This window comes from Roseobacter sp. N2S (genome assembly GCF_031454055.1).
In the GTDB taxonomy this organism is placed as follows: domain Bacteria; phylum Pseudomonadota; class Alphaproteobacteria; order Rhodobacterales; family Rhodobacteraceae; genus Amylibacter.
Genome location: NZ_JAVDQB010000001.1, coordinates 35,461 through 51,502 on the forward strand (window position 1 = coordinate 35,461; position 16,042 = coordinate 51,502).

Annotated in this window: 14 protein-coding genes and 1 tRNA gene; 10 read left to right on the forward strand and 5 right to left on the reverse strand. The window is 54.8% G+C overall.

All coding sequences use genetic code 11. From position 1 onward, the window contains the following. Positions 1–34: 34 nt before the first annotated feature. The 9 genes from GGE09_RS00170 to GGE09_RS00210 all read left to right on the forward strand — a co-directional run bounded on the left by GGE09_RS00170 (position 35) and on the right by GGE09_RS00210 (position 6,345). Positions 35–709, forward strand: a complete 675-nt coding sequence (locus GGE09_RS00170; RefSeq protein WP_309742637.1) for a type 1 glutamine amidotransferase domain-containing protein — start codon at positions 35–37, stop codon at positions 707–709. 164 nt (positions 710–873) lie between these two features. Further along, the gene (locus GGE09_RS00175) at positions 874–2,406 is read left to right on the forward strand and encodes a DUF4173 domain-containing protein (RefSeq protein WP_309742639.1); all 1,533 of its coding nucleotides are present in this window, start codon (positions 874–876) and stop codon (positions 2,404–2,406) included. Next, positions 2,387–3,061, forward strand: a complete 675-nt coding sequence (locus GGE09_RS00180; protein ID WP_309742641.1) for a response regulator transcription factor — start codon at positions 2,387–2,389, stop codon at positions 3,059–3,061. The genes GGE09_RS00175 and GGE09_RS00180 overlap by 20 nt, the downstream gene beginning before the upstream one ends. Next, positions 3,052–4,014, forward strand: a complete 963-nt coding sequence (locus GGE09_RS00185; RefSeq protein ID WP_309742643.1) for a HAMP domain-containing sensor histidine kinase — start codon at positions 3,052–3,054, stop codon at positions 4,012–4,014. Before GGE09_RS00180 ends, GGE09_RS00185 begins: the two co-directional genes overlap by 10 nt. Before the next feature lie 141 nt (positions 4,015–4,155). After that, on the forward strand, positions 4,156–4,374 hold the full coding sequence (infA, locus tag GGE09_RS00190) for a translation initiation factor IF-1 (protein WP_069301276.1): 219 nt from the start codon (positions 4,156–4,158) through the stop codon (positions 4,372–4,374). A gap of 20 nt (positions 4,375–4,394) precedes the next feature. Further along, positions 4,395–4,955 (forward strand): Maf family protein, encoded by a 561-nt coding sequence (locus tag GGE09_RS00195; protein ID WP_309742647.1) that lies wholly within the window; start codon positions 4,395–4,397, stop codon positions 4,953–4,955. After that, positions 4,952–6,004 carry a ribonuclease E/G gene (locus GGE09_RS00200; protein WP_309742649.1) on the forward strand — a complete coding sequence of 351 codons (1,053 nt, stop codon included), beginning with the start codon at positions 4,952–4,954 and terminating at the stop codon, positions 6,002–6,004. The genes GGE09_RS00195 and GGE09_RS00200 overlap by 4 nt, the downstream gene beginning before the upstream one ends. Next, positions 6,001–6,186 carry a DNA gyrase inhibitor YacG gene (locus GGE09_RS00205; protein WP_309742651.1) on the forward strand — a complete coding sequence of 62 codons (186 nt, stop codon included), beginning with the start codon at positions 6,001–6,003 and terminating at the stop codon, positions 6,184–6,186. Before GGE09_RS00200 ends, GGE09_RS00205 begins: the two co-directional genes overlap by 4 nt. A gap of 84 nt (positions 6,187–6,270) precedes the next feature. After that, positions 6,271–6,345, forward strand: a tRNA-Phe gene (locus tag GGE09_RS00210). Positions 6,346–6,418: 73 nt separating this feature from the next. Here GGE09_RS00210 and GGE09_RS00215 read toward each other — a convergent pair. Next, positions 6,419–11,647: an NACHT domain-containing protein gene (locus GGE09_RS00215; RefSeq protein WP_309742653.1), complete on the reverse strand. Its 5,229-nt coding sequence runs from the start codon at positions 11,645–11,647 to the stop codon at positions 6,419–6,421. A gap of 120 nt (positions 11,648–11,767) precedes the next feature. Next, positions 11,768–11,968 carry a hypothetical protein gene (locus tag GGE09_RS00220; RefSeq protein ID WP_309742655.1) on the reverse strand — a complete coding sequence of 67 codons (201 nt, stop codon included), beginning with the start codon at positions 11,966–11,968 and terminating at the stop codon, positions 11,768–11,770. Between the two features lie 550 nt (positions 11,969–12,518). On the opposite strand from GGE09_RS00220, the gene GGE09_RS00225 reads away from it, so the two are divergent. Then, positions 12,519–12,749, forward strand: a complete 231-nt coding sequence (locus GGE09_RS00225) for a hypothetical protein (RefSeq protein WP_309742657.1) — start codon at positions 12,519–12,521, stop codon at positions 12,747–12,749. A 395-nt stretch (positions 12,750–13,144) separates the two neighbouring features. On the opposite strand, the gene GGE09_RS00230 is transcribed toward GGE09_RS00225, so the two are convergent. Genes GGE09_RS00230 through GGE09_RS00240 form a run of 3 tightly spaced genes read right to left on the reverse strand, consistent with a single transcriptional unit; the run spans position 13,145 to position 16,030 of the window. Beyond that, positions 13,145–14,956 carry an AAA family ATPase gene (locus GGE09_RS00230; RefSeq protein WP_309742659.1) on the reverse strand — a complete coding sequence of 604 codons (1,812 nt, stop codon included), beginning with the start codon at positions 14,954–14,956 and terminating at the stop codon, positions 13,145–13,147. Positions 14,957–15,014: 58 nt separating this feature from the next. Then, entirely contained in the window at positions 15,015–15,713 is a 699-nt protein-coding gene (locus GGE09_RS00235; RefSeq protein WP_309742661.1) for a hypothetical protein, read from the reverse strand. A gap of 47 nt (positions 15,714–15,760) precedes the next feature. Continuing rightward, entirely contained in the window at positions 15,761–16,030 is a 270-nt protein-coding gene (locus GGE09_RS00240; protein ID WP_309742663.1) for an AlpA family phage regulatory protein, read from the reverse strand. Between the last annotated feature and the right edge of the window lie 12 nt (positions 16,031–16,042).

Here is a 16,042-nt window from a genome sequence, read left to right on the forward strand (position 1 = left end):
GCCCCGACCAATCTAATAAAGAAGGCAACATCTGATGAAAATTTTAATGGTTCTGACATCCCACGATAAACTTGGTGAGACTGGCAAGAAAACGGGCTTCTGGCTCGAAGAATTTGCAGCGCCCTATTATGTGTTTAAGGACGCAGGTGCTGAGATTACCTTAGCCTCCCCCAAGGGTGGGCAACCGCCGCTGGACCCGACAAGCGACGCAGAGGACGCACAGACAGAAGCGACCAAACGGTTCAAAGCCGACGAAGCCGCGCAACAGGAATTGGCACAGACGACTGTGCTATCAACAGTGTCAGCAGAAGGGTTTGATGCAATCTTTTACCCTGGTGGTCACGGCCCATTGTGGGATCTGGCCGAAGACGCTGACAGCAAGGCGTTGATTGAAACCTTCGCGACCAGTGACCGCCCCATCGGTGCGGTGTGCCACGCGCCTGCGGTGTTTAAACATCCCAAAGGACCGGACGGGAAAGCGCTGGTAACAGGACGTAAGGTTACTGGCTTTACCAATACCGAAGAGGCGGCTGTCGGTCTGACGGATGTGGTGCCTTTTCTGGTTGAGGATATGTTAAAATCCAATGGTGGCGTATACGAAAAAGCCGCGGATTGGGCGTCTTTTGTGGTGACGGATGGAAAATTGGTTACAGGGCAGAATCCTGCATCATCCAATGAGGCTGCACGAAAACTGTTAAGCCTTCTCTAACACCCGTTACATTTTCCGCAGGCCGTAAGATCCGTATCCCTTTACGGCCTGTTGAAATCCAACACCTGCTTTTTCATCTCTGCACAAAAACTGCACATCCTTTGCGGCAGGACTGCGCAGGGGATGATGCATCTTATGGCCAGAACAGGTCACGGAGAGGCGATATGGCAGAGCAGGTTTTTCACGGGGTGCCACGGGCATTGGCACTGGATGGGTGGTGGTTAAATGCGGATGCGCAATATGATGCACCGCAATTTCACGGGCAGGATATTGACCGAAATCACCTACCCACAACATCATCCAACGCCACCTCTCGCAAACGGTTGATCTTGTTGCTGGCGCTGCTGGCACTGGCGGATATTTTGTTTTTCGGTCAAGCGGTTGGCCTCTCAATTGCGGTATTTACCGTTGCTGTATTCCTTGCAAATCTGATTGAACTGGGCACCCCACGCCGTATTACCGGCCCTGCATTCGTCCTTATTGCAGGCACCCTTCCTGTGATCGAATTCGTCCAAACCACCTCGGTCTTTTTTGCCTGCCTCGGCCTGATTATCGCCGTCGCGTGGAGCCGACTTGGCGTGCCCGACTCTGTCGAAAAACTGTCATATGCAACCCGCCGCTTGGTGATGTTGATTCCCGTTGCCGCGGTCAAATCCGGCATCAGCTGGTTTAAAAACACGCCCGTTCAATCAGATGTTAACAGTCTGCTGCACGGTTTCATTCGCAACTGGGCGATTCCCTTGGGGGGTGCTTTGTTGATCCTGTCCTTGCTGATCATAGCCAATCCGGTTCTGGAACAATGGCTGACAGACTTACTCGATGTGAATTTCGACGTTTCCAATCTTGTGACGCGCAGCTTTTTCTGGGGTGGCATGGCTTTGGTTCTGTGGCCGTTTTTGACGGCTTCACCTACGCAATTGTCCCCTGCTAAAACCGCCACGCAACTGCGCAAAACCCGCAGCTTTGGGTTAAACGCCCGCTCTGTGACCAATGCACTGGTGCTGTTTAACTGCCTTTTGGCGCTGCAACTGGTGCTGGACGGACAGGTATTCTGGGGCAGCGGCACATTACCTGCGGGGGTCAGCTATGCCACTTACGCCCATCGCGGCGCCTATCCTTTGCTGGCCACGGCACTGCTGGCGGGGGGATTTGCACTCGCCGCGCGCCCCTTTCTGGATGAGGGCCGTTGGCTAAAACCCCTGATGCTGGTCTGGCTGGGGTTGAATGTCATGTTAACCCTGTCATCGCTCTATCGCTTGGGCCTTTATATTGAAGCTTACGGCCTGACCTATCTGCGGATTCGCGCAGGCATCTGGATGGTTTTGGTGGCGCTGTGGCTGGGCATGATCGCATGGCAAATCCTGTGCGCCAAAGGCAACGGCTGGCTGTTGCTGCGCAGTTTTGTCTTGGGCGCGGCAACAGTATATCTGGGCTGCTTCATTAATTTTGCCCAAGCAATTGCAACCTACAACCTGAACCACCAGCGATCTGACGGGTACTATCTGTGCACCTTAAATCCAACCGCCAGCGGCGCGCTTTGGGGGAGGCTGGGGAACCTAATCTGCACAGAGAAAAAGCCAGAAATCGACGGCTGGCGCGATTGGGGGTTTCGGGATTGGCGTGTTGCCCGCTATATCGAAAGTCTAGAGTCACAGACAGCGACCCAAGGGGGGCATCATGAAAATTCTGGTCGTTGATGATGATCCACAAATCCGTGAAATCGTAACTATCGCCTTGGAACGGGCCGGATACAGCGTGATTACCGCGGCTGACGCCAAACTGGCGTTGATCCATGCGGGGCGGGAAAACCCCGATCTGATCGTACTAGACGTGGGCTTGCCGGAAATGGACGGGTTTGAAGTATGCCGCCGTTTGCGCGCCACATCACAGGTGCCGATCCTGTTTCTAACCGCGCTTGATGACGAAGTTGACCGCGTTGTCGGGCTGGAACTGGGCGCGGATGACTATGTGACCAAACCTTTCAGCCCGCGCGAACTGGTGGCGCGGATCAGGGCAATTCTGAAGCGGACCAATGGCCTGCAGCAAACACTCTTGCTGCGCCACGGCGGCATCAGCCTGGACGCTGACGCCCATCGCTGCACCGTTCAGGATCAGGATGTGCCCCTGACCAGCACCGAACACAAGATACTGACGCAGGTGATGCGCGGGGCGGGAAAGCCTGTGTCTCGGGTCGATCTGATCAACACGCTGTGGGGGGTGGGCAGTGATGTGTCGGACCGCACGCTTGACAGTCACCTGCGTAATTTGCGCGCCAAGCTGGCCGATGCGGGGGCCGTGGATGCGGTTCAAACCCTGCACGGTGTCGGCATCAGGATGGCCCCATGCGCCTAGCTGAAAAATGGCGCCCGTCTTTATGGCTCGTTTTGGGGGGCGCATTGGTCGCCACTTTGGGGCTGTCGCTGCTGGGTATGGTATTGCTGCGCTATCTGGGGCCTGAACTTGGATTTAAAAATGCGGCCTACCTGTTGGCCAGTGTCATTTGTGCAGTGACCGCTCTGATCTGGTGGTTGTTGCTGCGTTTGCTGCTGCGCCCGATCACAGCCCTGAAAGACTATGCCGAGCGGGTGGGCGCAGGGCAGGAAAACCCGCCCCCCAACCACTTTGGCACCGAAGAATTACACCGGATGGGGCGGCAAGTCATGGGCATGGCCACCACCCTGTCCAACCGCGAAAAAACTGTGCGCAATTTTACCGATCATGTGATCCACGAGGTCAAAACCCCCGTCACAACAGTGCAAGCCGCCACCGAACTGCTGCAAGACAGCACCGATCTGACTGATGCAGATCGCAAACTGGTCGGCCAGATCCGCAATGCGGGCAAACAGATGCAGGCGCAACTGGCGGCCCTGCGCGAAATGGTCATCGCCCGTGAAGCAAATTACCACGGCTCGGTGCAACTGGTGTCTTTGTTTGACAGGCTGCAACGGGACCACCCGCTGATCGACTTCCAAATCGACGGCGCGGCGGTGCCCCTGCCCATGTCAGGCGACGGAATTCTGCTGGTGCTGGGCCATTTGATCCGCAACTCTGCGTCACATGGTGCCACACAGGTGCAGCTGACCGCGACCCCCGCCACGTTAGAGCTGTCAGACAACGGCCCCGGAATCTCACCAGGAAACAGGGATCGGATCTTTGATCCCTTCTTCACCACGCGGCGCGACTCTGGCGGGACGGGGATGGGGCTTTACATCATTTCGAGTCTCTTGCAGGCTCATGGCGCGACGATAAATCTGCTGCCATCCGACAGTGGTGCCCGTTTCAGGATCGGTTTTGACCAAAACTGACCCGATTTGTGGGCTAAAAAGCACCGTCCCAGCATCTGTTCGCAGGATGCTGGCCTTTTCGCTTGATATTTTGCTGCTTTAGGATCATGTACCCCCGCATGAATGGCGACTGCTTTACCGGACGCCAAAACTGGAGAAAACATGGCTAAAGAAGAACTTCTCGAATTCGATGGTGTCGTTGTCGAGCTTCTGCCGAATGCGACATTTCGGGTAGAGCTGGAAAACGGCCATGAAATCATTGCTCATACTGCTGGCAAAATGCGTAAAAACCGCATTCGTGTCCTTGCAGGGGATAAGGTTCAGGTGGAAATGACCCCCTATGACCTGACCAAAGGGCGTATCAACTATCGCTATAAATAATCCGCCATGCGTTTGACCGCATGAGGCTGATTCTCGGATCTGCCAGCCCAAGGCGGCTGGACCTGCTGGCGCAGATATCAATTGTGCCGGCAGAAGTGCGCCCCGCTGATATCGACGAAACTCCATTCAAAGATGAAACACCCCGCGCCTATGTGCGCCGCTTGGCTGTGGCCAAAGCGCAGGCGATTACGCTGGGGGCGGATGATGTGGTGCTATGTGCCGATACCACAGTAGCGGTTGGGCGGCGAATCATGGAAAAACCCCAAGACCGCGCAGAGGCTGAAAAGTTTCTGACCCTGCTCTCAGGCCGCCGCCATCAGGTGATTACAGCCGTCGCCGTACGTTCAAACGACCGTCTGATCAGCCGCGATGTGATGACCCGCGTCGGGTTCAAACGAATTTCCAAGGCGGAAATGACCGCCTATCTGGACAGCGGTGAATGGCAGGGCAAGGCGGGGGGCTATGGCATTCAGGGTCTGGCCGCCGCGCTGATTCCCAGCATCAACGGCTCCTATTCAAACGTCGTCGGCCTGCCGCTGGCGGAAACCGCAGCAATGTTATCAGGATTTGGAATAAGATGAGAAAAGGTCGTTTGATTATTCTGGATCAGATCGACGGGCGCGATTGCGCCGCGCTGATCGACGATGGTGTTCTGACCGATCTGCTGGTCGACCCTTCTGATGATAAACGCCCCCGCCCCGGCGCAATCTACCGCGCCACCACGCAGCGCCCGATGAAAGGCCAAAGCGGCATCATGCTGGACCTTGGCAACGGCCAAGCCGGCTATTTGCGCCAAGCCAAAGGCATCCCGTCTGGCGAAACCCTGTTGGTTCAGATTTCCACCCACGCCGACGGCAGCAAAGCCGCGCCCGTATCCCCCAAGCTGCTATTCAAAAGCCGCTACGCCATTGTCACCCCCGATTCCCCCGGCCTGAACATCGCCCGCAAAATCCGCGACGAAGATGAGCGGGACCGCCTGCTAGAGATCGCCCATGACGCGCTGGACGGCGCAGATGAAACCCTCGGGCTGATCATTCGCTCTGTGGCTGACGGTGTGGATTCCGAGGCGATTTTTGACGACATCACCGCCATGCGCAGTGCAGCCGAAGCCGTCTTGGCACAGGCAAGCGGTGCGCCTGCACTGATTCTGCCCGCACAAAGCGCACACCACATTGCATGGCGCGACTGGGTTGACCCTGATCCCGACGATGTAATGCGCGAAAGCGGCGGTCTGGAACTGCTTGGCTTTCGCGACGCCGTGGATGATCTGCTTAGCCCGCCTGCCCGCCTGTCAGCCGGTGCATGGATGGCCATAGAGCCCACCAGCGCATTGGTCGCAGTGGATGTGAACACTGGCGCGGACACCTCCTTTGCAGCGGGCCTGAAGGCCAACCTTGCCGCCGCCAAGGACCTGCCCCGCCAGTTGCGCCTGCGCGGCCTTGGCGGCCAGATCGTCGTCGATTTCGCCCCTATGCCCCGCAAGGACCAACGGTTGGTCGAACAGGCCCTGCGCGCAGGATTCCGCGCAGATGGCATCGAAACCGCCCTTGTCGGCTGGACCGGTCTGGGCCATTTTGAACTGCAAAGAAAACGCGAACGCCTGCCGTTGAAAGAGGTTCTCTCCAAATGAGTGTCTGCCCGATCTGCGATAAAGAAACCGACCCGAAATACCGCCCCTTCTGCTCAAAACGCTGCGCAGATGTGGATTTGGGCAAATGGCTGTCGGGTTCTTATGCGATTCCGGGCGGAAATACCGACGAAGAAGACGGTTTTTCGTCAGATACCGCCGAAGTTGAACCAAAAATTCACTAGCACCAAAGAATCCTCTTGCCAGCCCATGCAGCCTATCCTAAAACGCCCCGACCCACGAACGGCAAAGCGCCCTTCGGAACCCGTGCCCGGGTAGCTCAGGGGTAGAGCAGTGGATTGAAAATCCTCGTGTCGGTGGTTCAATTCCGCCCCCGGGCACCATTTAAATTTAAAAAAATCAAACACTTGTGTGGCTTTTCTACGAATGAGCACCTGACCTAAATGTTCTCGGGTATCATTGGGGTATCAATGTCGGCATGCCGCTCACGGATCCTATCGAAGAAACACTCTGTGATGTTTGCCTGCGCGGAAGGTCAAAGAGCGAGCTAGTTTGAAGCGCGGCTGCACGACGATCCCCAAGTTCAATCAAGTGATCGAGAATCTCCAAGAACTGAACGTGGACATCAGGCTGCAATGGGGCGTCTCGTTCGGCAAAGGATTGAATTAGACCGGCGAGTTGCGCAGTTCTTCCCCCGGACCAAAACCCTCTAGACTGCCAAACTGCGGGCGCGATGCCTCCCAACCTCGAAGCGAGGAATTCGCTGCTGCGGTGATCGAATGACCTTTCAACATGGAGCAAGAATGCTTGCATGACCTGCGGTAGATGGCCAAATCTTTGGAGCATCCAATCAATCAATGGGTCAAGTAGCCTTGCATCAGACCAGTCATTGTTAGCGAAGCGGGTCGCCCCCATTGCTGGCCGATCCCAATTTGCCCCCATTGCGATACGAACCAATTTGTGAAGCTGATCAGGAAGACCATAGCCCTCCCGCCACTCCGGACGTTTCCAATCGGGATGATCTTCAACCGCTTCAAAGACATCAATGAAAACGTCGAAGATTCCCGATGGCACCTCCGGAGCATCCAAGAGTCGCATGCAAGAGTATGCATTCGCGAAGGTAGAGAGGACTTCGCTTTTCGGTTCGATAGGCAATAGAGACAACAGGGGTATGATCTCGGTGCGCACCTGTTCAGTTGGCAAATTTTTACAAAGCGACGCTAAGCCCCAGATACATGTGGAAAACTCTCGCCATAATCTTGAACCTGAGCGGCGTTCGGTCTCGTCAGCAATACTGATCGCTGCTGCGAGTTTCTCTACGAAGCCACGCAGGAGCGATAAAACGTCGTCTCGAAAGCCATCGTCATCAGTGAACCTGTCTTTTGGGATGATCGACAACATCGATGCGAAGTCTTTGACGCGCCATTGATCCAAGTGTTCCGCTTCGATTTCGGCATACGCCTCAGACAGCCCGTTCCAGTCGACGGACGCTAGACCTCGAATAGTCGCCTCAAACAGCCGTTGTTTTTCGAACGCCAGACTGTTTTCTCTCTCATCGCGTCGTCGGTACCAATCAGGTGAACCACGATCCAATTCAAGAGCCGTCAGCTTGAAAGCAAGCACCGTGCACTTGTCAGCGAAGTCCTTTTCCTCTCGCCAACATAACGCGGCGTTTGACAAGGCAGCCAACTGGACGCCCTTGTAGGGATGAAAGCACAACCGGACCAGTTCTTCCTGTGCTGAACTTCCTAATGCTCCGCCATTCTTGGCTATCGCCGCCAATCCCTTTGACGCAAATGTTTCGGGTCTGTCTTCGGCAGGAGCATCAGTGTGAAAAAACTCATTGCTTGCCGAAACAGTATTGGCTGAGCGGAAAGCAACGCCTTCGGCCCATTCCTGTTGATCCTTTGGAAGGTCGGCACCGAAACTTAGGATGGCTGCTGACACGGCTGCCACTCCGCCAGCGCGTCGGCTGCCGGGGTCTCCAGCATCGAAACCGGATGAATACAGTTGCTCGCTATCAACTTCGCGGGCAAGAGCTACGGTCTCATCTCGCACCTGATCATCAATAACACCGCTTTCGAACCAAGACTCACTTTGTTTCAGCAGCTGGAAGCCTTCGTTCCAATGGGCTAGCCGTTCACCTGCTTCTTCGGCTTGTTGCACCCGTTCGTCTGATGGCTGGAATGCGACGCCGACTCTCCCATCATCGGTCTCCACCTGAGCATAGTTCGTAAGGTCCGCAATACCGGCCCACTCCTCGGCTCGATGCAGAAAATATGCAACTAGCTCATCATCATCTTCTTGACCTTCGTGGGTGAAGGGTAGCTCATTCGGAAAGTTGGTAAGCTTTTCAACTACCATTACGCGTCGGTCGTTAGCTGTAAGTATGAACGCTGTCGCGAGCCACCTGATGTTCTTTTTCCGGGAAGGCCGCGAATTGAGGCGTTTCAGTGCTTCAAGATGAGTTGTCTCGTTAGACAAGCCGAAGCTCGCTCCGATTTCATTTGAGTGAAGGCCTTGGACATCGTGTTGCCAGCGGTACTCGTCCATGGCCCAGATGTGCTGGCAGCCTACGAGAGCGGCTGCCGCAGGTGACAGCGCGTCTTTGTCCAACAAGACTCCCAAGGCAATTCCCAGCGTGGCCACGCTTTCGTGTCCTGTAACAAGCTCCTTAACTATCTCATCAACGTCACGTCCGGCTTCGAGCTCGGAAAACGCCCAATTTTCTAGCGCCATGAGTGCCGATTCGAGGATGTCGCAAGAAAACAGGCCTCGATACCAACCATAAATCCTTTGATCGCCCCAAAACGTTTGAGTTCCCCAAGGGAAATCCACGCTGAATGGAACTGGAATTTCGCGGTTGCGATAGTCGTATTGGGGTAGCTCTCTCCACGCGACAACGGTACGGCTAAGCAGCTTGCGAATTAATCGCAGACCTTCTTGAGGCGCGTGCTCGAAGAGGGCTGCGAATGGTTGCTGAATAGGAGAGGCTGGATGGCAGTGGCGCGAATAGTCGCTAATGCCCGGAGAATCCCAATCATTCATATCGGGCGACCAACCAATCATCTGCCCCTGCGATCTCTTGGCTGACTCCGATGGTAGCGGGTCGATAAACGCTTGGAAGGAAAAGTTTGCTAGGGCTTCAGGGACAACACTGGCAAGGCGCACGCTCCATGCGAAGACGCTGGTTTGAACCTTGTCGTCAATCCGTTCGGTTGTCCACGCTTGAAGCCTACGACTTAGTAGGTCCGTGTTGGTGAGCGAGGACCTTAGGAAAGCCTGTCTAAGTTTGCCGCCGAAACCGTCCTTATGAAACCCCAGCGGAGTGGTTTTTTTGCTCCGGTCCCAATAGTCATAGGCATCCCACTCAGTCAGAATTTGGTCAATTCGTTCAGCAAAACGATCTTTGATCCTGTCGGGATAATCTTGAAACAGGTTAAGCCAGTCATCGAACGTGTCGATTATGTCCTCGATGGTTTCCTCATTCCAATCTAGAGAAAGCAGCCAGATCAGAAGTCGCCTCCAATTCCGAACGGGGCGGGGCCATGACAAAAAGTCAGCTATTCTGAATTTTTCGAATTTTGTTTTCTCGCCGAGTTCGAACGCGCCATGGACGACCAGAAGGTTTTCGATAGTCTTGTGTGCACGGAAAGAAGAAAGGAGCCGAATGAGCCGGTGGTCTTCGCTCAAAAAAACTGAAATCGCATCTTTGCGATCAAAGAACGCTGGCGAGGCAAATGGGGCAAGGAGCCAAACCCTGCTCCAATGACGCCATGCTTCCTGCTGCTCCAGTGCCAATTGGGTTTCAGTCCAAGTGTCTTCGGACTCGAATTCAAACTGTGATAGCAGCTCTACCACCCGGATAAGTCCGGGCCTGTCACCAGCAGTCGCGAGAGTGCCCGGCCAATCTGGACCATTTTGGCGACACAATCCGAACATTGCCCATTCAAGAAATATGTCGTGGGTAAAGGAATATCGTCCGCTACCCGCAACCTCAGCTATCGCTCTTTCTTTTACTAGTGCCGTTAGAGCCTGAACGGAAATACCTTCTATTGCGCCGCTTCTATTGGTTGCTTGAGCGCATCTCGCGGCTAGCTCACACATCGCTTGGCGGCGTTCAATCGGAGAGGCTTTTTCATGTAGACCGTTCGGTCCTTCCAACCAAACCTGCGCAAGCGAAATCTCGGAAAACTTGCCCGGCGCTCCATCAGTGCTCACTGAACGTTGTGCCAACACCTGAGCAAAGAAAGGGCGCCTTGCAAATTCCTTTTCTTGACCCTCGGCGAACAGGACTTCGTGCATCGCTGGAAACCGCTCAGCAAGGATGCCAGCCTCATTATCATCAAATCCATCGATCTCGACGATTTGTGCTTGGCCCTCCTCAATGAGTTGGGGAGGTAGCCATATCCTCAAGTCTTCGAGGTGTGACGAACGGGTAGATGCCACAACGCGCCAGTCCGCAAGCCTTGGGTCATCAAGAAGAATAGTTACGATGTCCAAGATTGTCTGACGGGTCTCATTTCCTAGGCGATCTATCCCGTCGATGAAGAGAGTTGGTTTTCCAAGTGTGGCTAGTTCAAAAAGGAGGTCAGCAAGTCGTTCCGTTTCTAGGCGCAAGTGCGAAGCCAGTGAGGGCCAGCCGGGGCCGACGAGACGCTTGTCGGTCAGAACAAGAGCGAAACCGTGCCGGGCGTGCTCTTCGGCCAGCGCGCGTAACACCGCCGACTTTCCCGAACCGGCCTCGCCCGCTAATTGGATAAATCGCTTGCCATCATCAATGTCGTTGACCTTATCGAGAATACTATTTCGCGGGATAATCAGCCCAGAGATATCCATTCGGATACCTTGAAGAGCGTGCCTTGTTTCTTCTGCTACTTTAACTAGATCGCTGCGCATGCTTGGAAGAGAAGAAAGATCAAACACTCCCGAAAGCTGTTCAACCAACGTTGCCCTTGAAAAGCTGCCTGCTGCGCCCGACGCGTGTCGTGATATCTGGGATAGTCGGACCCAAAGCTCTTCGGCACGATGACGCTCTCCAGTTGGTAGCGCATTCCGCAGACGTTCAATTGCCTCGAATGAACCTGACGCTCCTTCTGAAAGAGTGTCAAAGACGAGGATGACAAAATGCCTTAGAAACTGCCACGAATTTTCCTCACCTTGCGCCTCTGCTGGTAGCAGAGCTCGAACATCGCTCACGAACCTTCTTTGTGCGTCGCTTGCAAAATTCTCGGTATTGAGCCGTCTAAAAAAGTCGTCTGCCGACTTGGATGTACGAGCCCATTCAAGCGTAGAACGGGCTGCCCGGAGTGTGGACTGCGCGATATTGGCAGCAGCTAAGCCAACACGGTCCCGACCTATTCTGAAGCCATCTTTCTTGAATTCTCGCCAGCTAGCCGAAATGACGTCTCGAAAGTCGGCATTAGTTTCAGCAGAACTCAGCGTTGGGCTTTGCTTCACTTGCAGAGCCAATTTGGAAGATTGGCCGTATCGATCCGAAGCCTCCACGACTATATCGTCTAGTGGTTCACCAAGCGCCGCGCGTTGGAGAAAGACGCCGCCAGTAATCGCTTCAGAGATTCCCCGCGCACCGCCTTCAACAAGGAGGCTGGTCAAATATGACGCCACTACTGAATCTTCAAAGGTGTAGCCGACACCACCTGTTGCCTCGGGGCTCGCGGGCATTCTTTTTGTCCACCATGCTGCTCATTTCTCACATAGTAGTTTATTGAGAATTTGGCGCGCCTTCAACGTGCTTCAAGACTGCTTGGGGCCGCCGAGGTCGATCCTGTGAACTTGTCTACCCTACTTGCGAAGAGCTCTCAGGGCCTCCTTCTCGGCTGCTGACCCCTTCACCCATTGCCACGGGGTACGTGGCTTCCGAGTCTTCGCCAGTTCTGTATTTGCCTTGGCATCGCTGGCGGCAGCGCGCAGGCGTTCACGGGCCTCGCGTGGGTCGATCTTGAGTTCTTCGCAAAGGGCTTTAAGCGTGATGATGTCGGTCATGTTGATCTCCTAGGTTTCTGATGCAGATCGATAAGACGAGGTCAGCAGGCATGTCAGGGACAAACCCAGGAGTCACATTTAACGGTGTGTTCAACAGCGACGCATCCGATCCGTTTGTGTCCGTACACCTACCGGATGGTATCGACACTAAGCCGGAAGTCTTGCGCCCGTGCATCGCCTATGCCGAGCGGCGGTTGATTTGGGAGTTCGTCCGCGTCCATGGTCGGCTGCCCGCGCGCAACTCAGAGTGACCTGCAAATAACCCCGAGGGCAGAGAGCCTAAGGCGTGCGCGGCGGCGTTACATTGAGCCAGAGGGCCTAATGGCCGAGTTGGACGTCATGTTGCGACGAAAGCGCCGTTGAGGCCAGTGGTGGCCCCTGTGCGCTGCGCAGAGCGTCCAGAACGTCGGCTTTGAGTGTAGCGCCCCTTGGCTGTCCCCGGCATATCTCACCCTGTGGTCTCACCCCTCCGCGCGGGAATTACCCTGACGGGCGACGGTCCCCGATCTTATTGCGCTGGCATCGAAATCTGCCAGTGAGGAAATCGGCAATGACCATACGCGCGACATGGGCCTTCAACGGCCAGACGAAAACCATTTTGGGAATTTGGCACCGGCTCTGGTGCCTGCTGTTCGGCCCGCTCTACTACTTGTTCAAAGGGATGTGGCTATGGGCGATCTTGTCGCTGATAACAGCGAACGGCTTGTGGATTGGCTTCCCACTGTACAACCGCTCAATTGTGCTGCGGCATTTCCATCGCAAGGGCTGGGTGCAGGAATGATTGCAAGAGCGGCCAAACTGGCAGATTGCTACCCAAGTGGAACCCCAGACACCGGCATGATACTCGATGCAAGCACGGACTCTTTGAAAAGAATCAGCTATTTAACTCCGGCTCGCACCCGACAGACTGATACATAGTCCTCGTTTCACTTTGAAGTGCTCCACCCGACGCCAACCAAGGCGCTTTCCTAGACGACCACCAAGGGGATAGCGGGAGGCGTTTTTTTATCGCCGCGCGCTCTGCGGGCAGACAAGGGGTCACATCGATTGCCACGGTTTTTGGCCCCTAGCCGCTACGCAATCCAGTCTCGCGCTGGACTCCAGAAAGGCGAAAGACGGACCAAAGTCCGCCTCTCAATCGATATAAAAATTATTGTACACGAATTATTATAACGATTACTCCTCGGCGCTGGGCTGCCCGAGCTTCCAGCGGGTACTTTTTCCCTTGCCCACTTGCTCGATCTCGCCTGACTTCGCCATTTCAGCCCGTAGGGCGTTCAATGTACCGACTGATGCAAGGCTCCGGGCTGTCACAGCGCTTTCGACCTTCTCCCACCTGACCGGCTTTTCGGAAAGAAATTCGAGAATGAACTCTCGCGCGGCGTCGGTGGCTGATGCGGGCCTGCCGACGGAATTCGTTTCGACTCTGCAAACCTCAGCTTCATTCGCGTCTGAGAATTCCACCGGGTGCAGCACCGGTGTTCCGTCGCGGCCTCCACCGAAACGCTCGAAAATGATGGTCTTTCCGAGTTCGCTCGCATTGGCCTTGCCGTGCGCCAACGCGAAGCGAGAGCGGTCTGTTGGGTCTGTACCGTAAAAAAGAGCGGACCGAATGCTTGCGGCGAAGCCGATGGAGCCGACAATGCGGTACAGCGGGTGTTCTGCCGATTGCTTGTTCAGGTGGCCAATTGCCAGTACAGCACACCCGGCGTCCTCAGCAATCTCGGTCAGTCGACCCAGAAATTCCCCGACTTCGTTTTGCCGGTTCATATCCCGCCCACTGCCCATGTAGGCGGTCAGCGTGTCGATCACGACCAGCTTGGGCCGCTCTTGCTCTATGTAACGCGCCATCGCCTCAAGGTTCTCTGGCGACAAAATTTTGAAACGGTTCATCACGCGGATTTGGTTGATGTCCGCGTTGTTCTCTAGCAATCGCGGCAATGTCACCTTCTGCCAGTTGTCTTCAGCAGACAGCATGAGGACTTTGCCTTTCGGCGCACACTCGTCCGTGAGCGGCCAAGGCGTCCCTGTAGTCACCGCAGCGATCAGTTTGGTCACCAAAAGCGACTTACCCATACCGGGATTACCCGCAAGGAGAGTCACGCCGAAATATGGAATATAAGGATAATACAGGAACTCCATCGGCAAGGGTTCGGTTGTCTTTGGTGGGCCGAACAGGGCTGTGGTGTCCTCAACGTAGTTTCCACTACTTTGGATCACAGAACGCAGTTCACCCGGTGACAAGGGGGTTTCGGTGAATTCGTCATTCAGCGCTTCCAGCATGGCTTCAACCGCATCTTCGTCCTCGAACCGGCGGCGCAGGAAGCAGGAAGTACGGAAGAAGAAATCGTTGCGGGCTCCACTCTTGATGACGAGATCAGATGAACTCGATTGCGTCTGTTCATGTCGTCGCCCGGTCTTCTCGGGTTTTAGTCTGCTCAGGTTCTTTGGCACTCTGGCCGCGCGATCTGGTGCCCGCGCCGAGTGATTGTAACGTTTGCCGATGGGATGCATGCTGGGCGGCACCATCACCATCCGGCTGCCACCGGTCAAAACGTCGAGTTTTTCACCCTTGAAAGTACCATCGGCAAACTCGCCTTCGTAGTAGAGATGATAGCCGCGTCCGGTGAAGACTTTGACCGTATCGGGGAGGCCGAGGCTCTTAACTGCTTTTCGCCCTTCATCTCCATCGACATCGACGACGGTTAATCCCTTTAGGGCTATTGCGAGATTTGCATCCGGGTGCCGCCGCAGAGCTTTTTGAACCGCTTCGATATCATCGGTCGCGCTATGAACACCGTTTGGGAAAAACTTGGGCAAAGGGTGTTTGCCCGGAGACGCGCAGTCCTCGCGCTTGCATGAACAGCGCCCGTCCTCACGAACGCCATATGTTAAAATCACCTTCCGACCAGCCGCAATTTGCGCCTTAGCAGCGGATAGCGTCGTTTTGGAGCGCATCAATTTAGACACGCGATATTGTCGTCGCATGGAGTCACCTCAAGACATTCTGGGGGGAGTGAGAGGGGTCTGAATCCCTCTCGACATTTCAATATTTGGTCCAAAGCCAATCACCGCCTTCGACTTCCACCTCGGAAAAGGCATCGAACAACACTTCGGCCGTGAAAGGAGGAAGACCGGGGCGATGTATCAGTGAACCCGGCACATAGAGCAGCTCATCATTGGGGTTTTCGAGCCGGTGAGCGCGAGACAGGCCCGCGCAATCCAGCATCTCAACCATTTCCTGAAGTTCCATTGCGCGGGGCAATGGGGCGAGAAACTGATACGCCGAGGCCCCAATCCCCCAAAACATCGTTGGACATGGAAAGTAGTCGAACGGATGCTCGCCTACGATTGTTTTGTAGCCCAATCTGGTTCGATTTGAACGCATACCTCGTTTCCAAGGCACCGGGTCAAACATCACGTTGTGGTCAGTATAAGCTGCCAAATCAAGCAGCACATCTGCCATGGACATATCTTCAGCAGGGCTTAGAAAGTGCTCGGCTTCGATGTCGCCATGAGGTGAAACGGCACAAACTCGTACGCGGTTTCTGGGCGAACAATCACCTACTTTTTGCAGGAAGATTTCTGCCTCGACAGGCCACCCATTTAGTTCAGGATGCTGATGGTAGTAGTGTTGAAGCCATCCCGTGTGGATTGACTTTTTCCATCCGTATCCGTCAGTTTTGACTTTAAATTCAGTTTCGGAAAGCAGCACTGCAGGCTGCGTTGATCGCATAGTTTCCATCGGGAAACTCCTTTTAAAAATAGTTTTGAATTTCGGAAAACCGCTTGTCAGTACTCAGCGTAGTGCATCCGAGAACGCTCTTCGGAACGCTCTACGAACCACTGGTCGATCTCTGACATGAGCCACGCGACGGTGGTTCCACCTATCCTGATACGACGGGGGAAGCGCCCATTCAGCTCCCACCTGAGTAAGGTGGTTCGGCTAACGTTAATGCCCATACGCTGCAGGTCTTCGCGCGTGGCCAAGGTCTTCGTAAGTTTTTCGTCTGTCATCTTTTTCCCTTTCATGACTAAGGGAACCGGTTCCTGAGATGACATTGGCACAGAAGA